At 72.6% G+C, this 3409-nt stretch carries 3 protein-coding genes; all 3 read right to left on the bottom strand.

What is annotated here, in order from left to right; all coding sequences use genetic code 11:
* Nucleotides 1-261: 261 nt before the first annotated feature.
* Complete coding sequence (locus tag H5J30_RS22870) at nucleotides 262-708, bottom strand: SPW repeat protein (RefSeq protein ID WP_181789265.1); 447 nt, start codon at nucleotides 706-708, stop codon at nucleotides 262-264.
* A 106-nt stretch (nucleotides 709-814) separates the two neighbouring features.
* Nucleotides 815-1486, bottom strand: coding sequence for a DNA alkylation repair protein (locus tag H5J30_RS22865; RefSeq protein WP_181789264.1), 672 nt, complete (start codon nucleotides 1484-1486; stop codon nucleotides 815-817).
* Nucleotides 1487-1525: 39 nt separating this feature from the next.
* A partial coding sequence (locus tag H5J30_RS22860) for a sulfatase (RefSeq protein ID WP_181789263.1) occupies nucleotides 1526-3409 on the bottom strand: 1884 nt, incomplete at its 5' end.

Below are 3409 nucleotides of genomic sequence, written 5' to 3'. Positions count from 1 at the left end.
CGTCGCCGCCGCCAGCACCCGTCGTACCCGCTTCACTCGGTCCACCCGCGCTCTCGTCTCGCCCGTCTCGTACGCAACGAGCCTGCGGCAGGCGGAGGTCGGCGGCGATGGGGCTGGTCGGCGTCTCGGACCGGGGGCTTTCCCCACCCGGACCCGGACGCGCACTAGCCCGGGGCCGGACCGCACCCGGGTTCACCCCGGGCCGACCCGGCCTCGGGCCGTGCCGACAGGCCGGACCGCGTCCGGCCCTGCCTTCGTGCCCTACCTTCGTGCCTTCTGCCGGAAGGCCACGGTCATCCCCGCGGCCAGCAGTCCGAGCAAGGCCGTGGCGCCACCGACGAAGCAGTTGCTCCAGATGGCGCCGTTGGGGGCCGTGTTCGCGCTGGTGACCACCCAGGGGGAAATCACCAGCCAGGCGCCGAGGGGCACGGCGAGCCAGGCCAGACCCGACGTCCGCTCGGGGGCGAGCGCAAGCGCGAGTCCGATCAGGCCGATGGTGATGCCGACGATGAGGTTGTTGACGGCAAGGTTGGTGTTCCCCGTGAAGTGCACGACCCAGGGCGAAATCGCGGCAAACAAGCCGGCGAGCAGGATCAGTCCTTCGAGGGCAACCACACCACTTCCGGCCGTCGTGCGATCGAATCGCTCTCGCATCTCGCCCACGTCGGGGTGCGAGGTCATGTCGGTGGTGTGTTGCTGGTACGACATGGTTGCTGCCTCCTCTCCAGGAGAGTCGGATGCATCCCCTCAAGCCACAATACGCCCATTTGGGTGCTTTATGCCTCTTATGCCCTCTTTCCGGTCGGCCCGCCGGTCAGCCGCCCCGGCGGCGGACCATCTCGGCGATCCAGACCGGCGCGTACGGGGACGTGCAGCCCGGGGACGTCGGATAGTCCTTCAGCACCTCCAGGCGCTCCCCGACGGCGACGGCGCGGGCGCGGTGCTCGGGGAACTCGATGCCGATCTGCGCCAGGCACGTGTTCATCGCCCACTGCAGCCGGTCCGGGGCGTCCCTCAGCTCCGCCTCGATCACGTCGAGCAGCCCCTCCGCGTCGACGTCCGCGGGCTTCTTCACCACGCGCTCGGCGGTCAGCGCCCAGCCGGCGCTCGCCACCACCGGGTCGGCGTCGGCGAACCAGGCCAGGCGCAGCTCCTCGGCGTGCGGGTTCTTCTTCACCGCGTAGTTCACGAGCCAGTCGTGCACCTTGGGCGTACGCGCCTCGCGCAGCATCGCGTCCAGCTCGTCCCGCCCGTACGCCTTCGGACGGCAGACCAGCAGCGCCAGCAGCCGCGCCGCGGAGTCGCCGGTCCGCCACAGCTCGCGGGCGAGCGGCTGCTGCGTCTTCAGCCTCTTGGCGAGCGCGCGCAGCCTGCCGAGGTTCACGCCGTGGTCGTCGCCGTGCCTCTCGTTGACCGCGCGCGCCTTCGGATCCTCCAGCGCGCCCAGCTCGGCCATCACCTCGGCCAGGGTCGTCGTCTCGGCCACGGCACCCTCCTGTCGGTCAGCCGCAGCCTAGCCCCGCTCCTACGGGCGGCTGCCCGCGTGGAGGCCGTCGAGCGTGATCGTGCCCCGGTCCAGGCGCGCACTGGCCGTGTAGCGGTACGCGGCCCGCACCTCCGGGTCCGTCAGGTCCAGCACCCCGCCGGCGTCCGCGGTGAACAGGAACTCCCAGCCCGCGCCCTGGTCCACGTACGCGGTGGCGACCTTGCCGCGGGCCACCAGGGCGTAGCGCGAGCCGGGGCGGGAGAGGTCCACGGTGCCGTCGAGGTTGTCCAGCGGCTCCGTGCCGACGGTGATCAGCTTGCCGTCGATGCGCAGGTCCCAGCCGGCCCGTCGCAGCCCGTTGTGGTGCCGGAACAGCAGGTAGTTGTCCGCGTCCTTGGCGAGGCCGACGAACACGGTGTCCTGGCCGCCGGTCCCCGCGAAGGTGCCGGTGTCCAGCACCAGCGCGAAGGTGTCGGTGCGCGGCGCGGTGTCGGAGAGGAACAGCATGTGCGTCGGCGCCTGCGTGGTCACGGTGAGCTTCCCGTCGCCCGCCGTGGCGGTGCCCTGGTGCGACCCGCCCGGCACCGGCAGGACGGTGAAGCGCGCGAGGCCGGTGTCGAACGGCTCGTCCAGCTCGGCCACCGGGTACGCGCCCGGATCCGGCGGCGGCGCGAACAGGCCGACGTCCGCGAGGTGGTCGTCGAGCAGGGCGGTCAACCGGCGCAGCTTCGCCGGGTGCCGGCCGGCGAGGTCCTCGGTCTCGCCGGGGTCGCGGCCGACGTGGTACAGCTCGCCGGTGCCGCCGCGGAGCCGGCGTACGAGCTTGAACTCGCCGTGCCGGACGGCCGCGTGCGGGTGGCGGTCCCCGTTGAAGTGCGGGTAGATCCAGAAGAGCGTCTCGCGCCTGAGCCGGCCCCGGCCGGTGAGCAGCGGGGCCAGGCTCGTACCGTCGAAGCCCTCGGCTGCCGGGCTGCCGCCCGCGAGGTCCAGCGCCGTCGGGAGCACGTCGATGGTGGAGACGGGTGTGGCGTCCGTACGGCCCGGGGCCACCCGGCCCGGCCAGTACGCGACCAGCGGCACCCGGATCCCGCCCTCGTACAGCTCGCTCTTGCCGCCGCGCAGCGGCGCGGTCGCGTCCCGGTACGGGCTGCCGTTGTCGGACGTGACGAGGATCAGCGTGCGCTCGGCGAGCCCGTGCGCGTCGAGCGCGGCGGCGATCCGGCCGACCTGGTCGTCGATGCTCTCCAGCATCGCGGCCAGCGCGGGCCGGTTCGGCAGCTGTCCGGCGCCCGGCTTCGCCTCGTACTTGGCGAGCAGGTCGGGCTTCGCGTCCAGGGCGGTGTGCACGGCGTAGTTGGAGACGTGCAGGAAGAACGGCTCGTCGCGGTGGCGGGCGACGAAGTCGACGGCCTCGTCCGCGAGCCGGTCGGTGAGGTACTCGCCGGGGCTGCGGGCCGGCAGGTCGGGCATGAAGCGGTACGGGTGGAAGTAGTCCCCGTTCGCGATGTACAGCCGCTCGGAGGCGATCGCCTCGTCCAGCCCGTGCGCGTAGGGGTTGCCGGGCCGCTCGGTGTACTCGCCGCTGTAGGTCTCGGTGAGGTGCCACTTGCCGATCAGGGCGGTGGTGTACCCGCGCGGGCCGAGGAAGTCGGGGACGGTGGGGATGTCGGGGGAGAGGAACTTGTCGCTCGCCGCCGGCGCCTCGCGGAGGAAGTCGGTGATGCCGGTGCGCGCCGGGTAGAGCCCGGTCATCAGCGCGGCCCGGGTGGGCGAGCAGATGGGCGCGGCGGAGTACGCGCGGGTGAAGCGCATCCCTTCGCGCGCCAGCCGGTCGATGTGCGGGGTCTCGTTGAAGGTGTTGCCGTACGCGCCGAACTCGCGCCAGCCGAGGTCGTCGATCGACACGACGACGACGTTGGGCGG

The organism is Streptomyces phytophilus (assembly GCF_013870535.1).
Taxonomy (GTDB): domain Bacteria; phylum Actinomycetota; class Actinomycetes; order Streptomycetales; family Streptomycetaceae; genus Streptomyces; species Streptomyces phytophilus.
Note: the sequence above shows the minus strand (reverse complement) of the source record. Positions and strands in the feature narration are given on the sequence as shown.

Excerpts from the sequence above, each read along its gene's own strand:
- H5J30_RS22870 (WP_181789265.1), bottom strand. The coding sequence starts at position 708 with ATGTCGTACCAGCAACACACCACCGACATGACCTCGCACCCCGACGTG.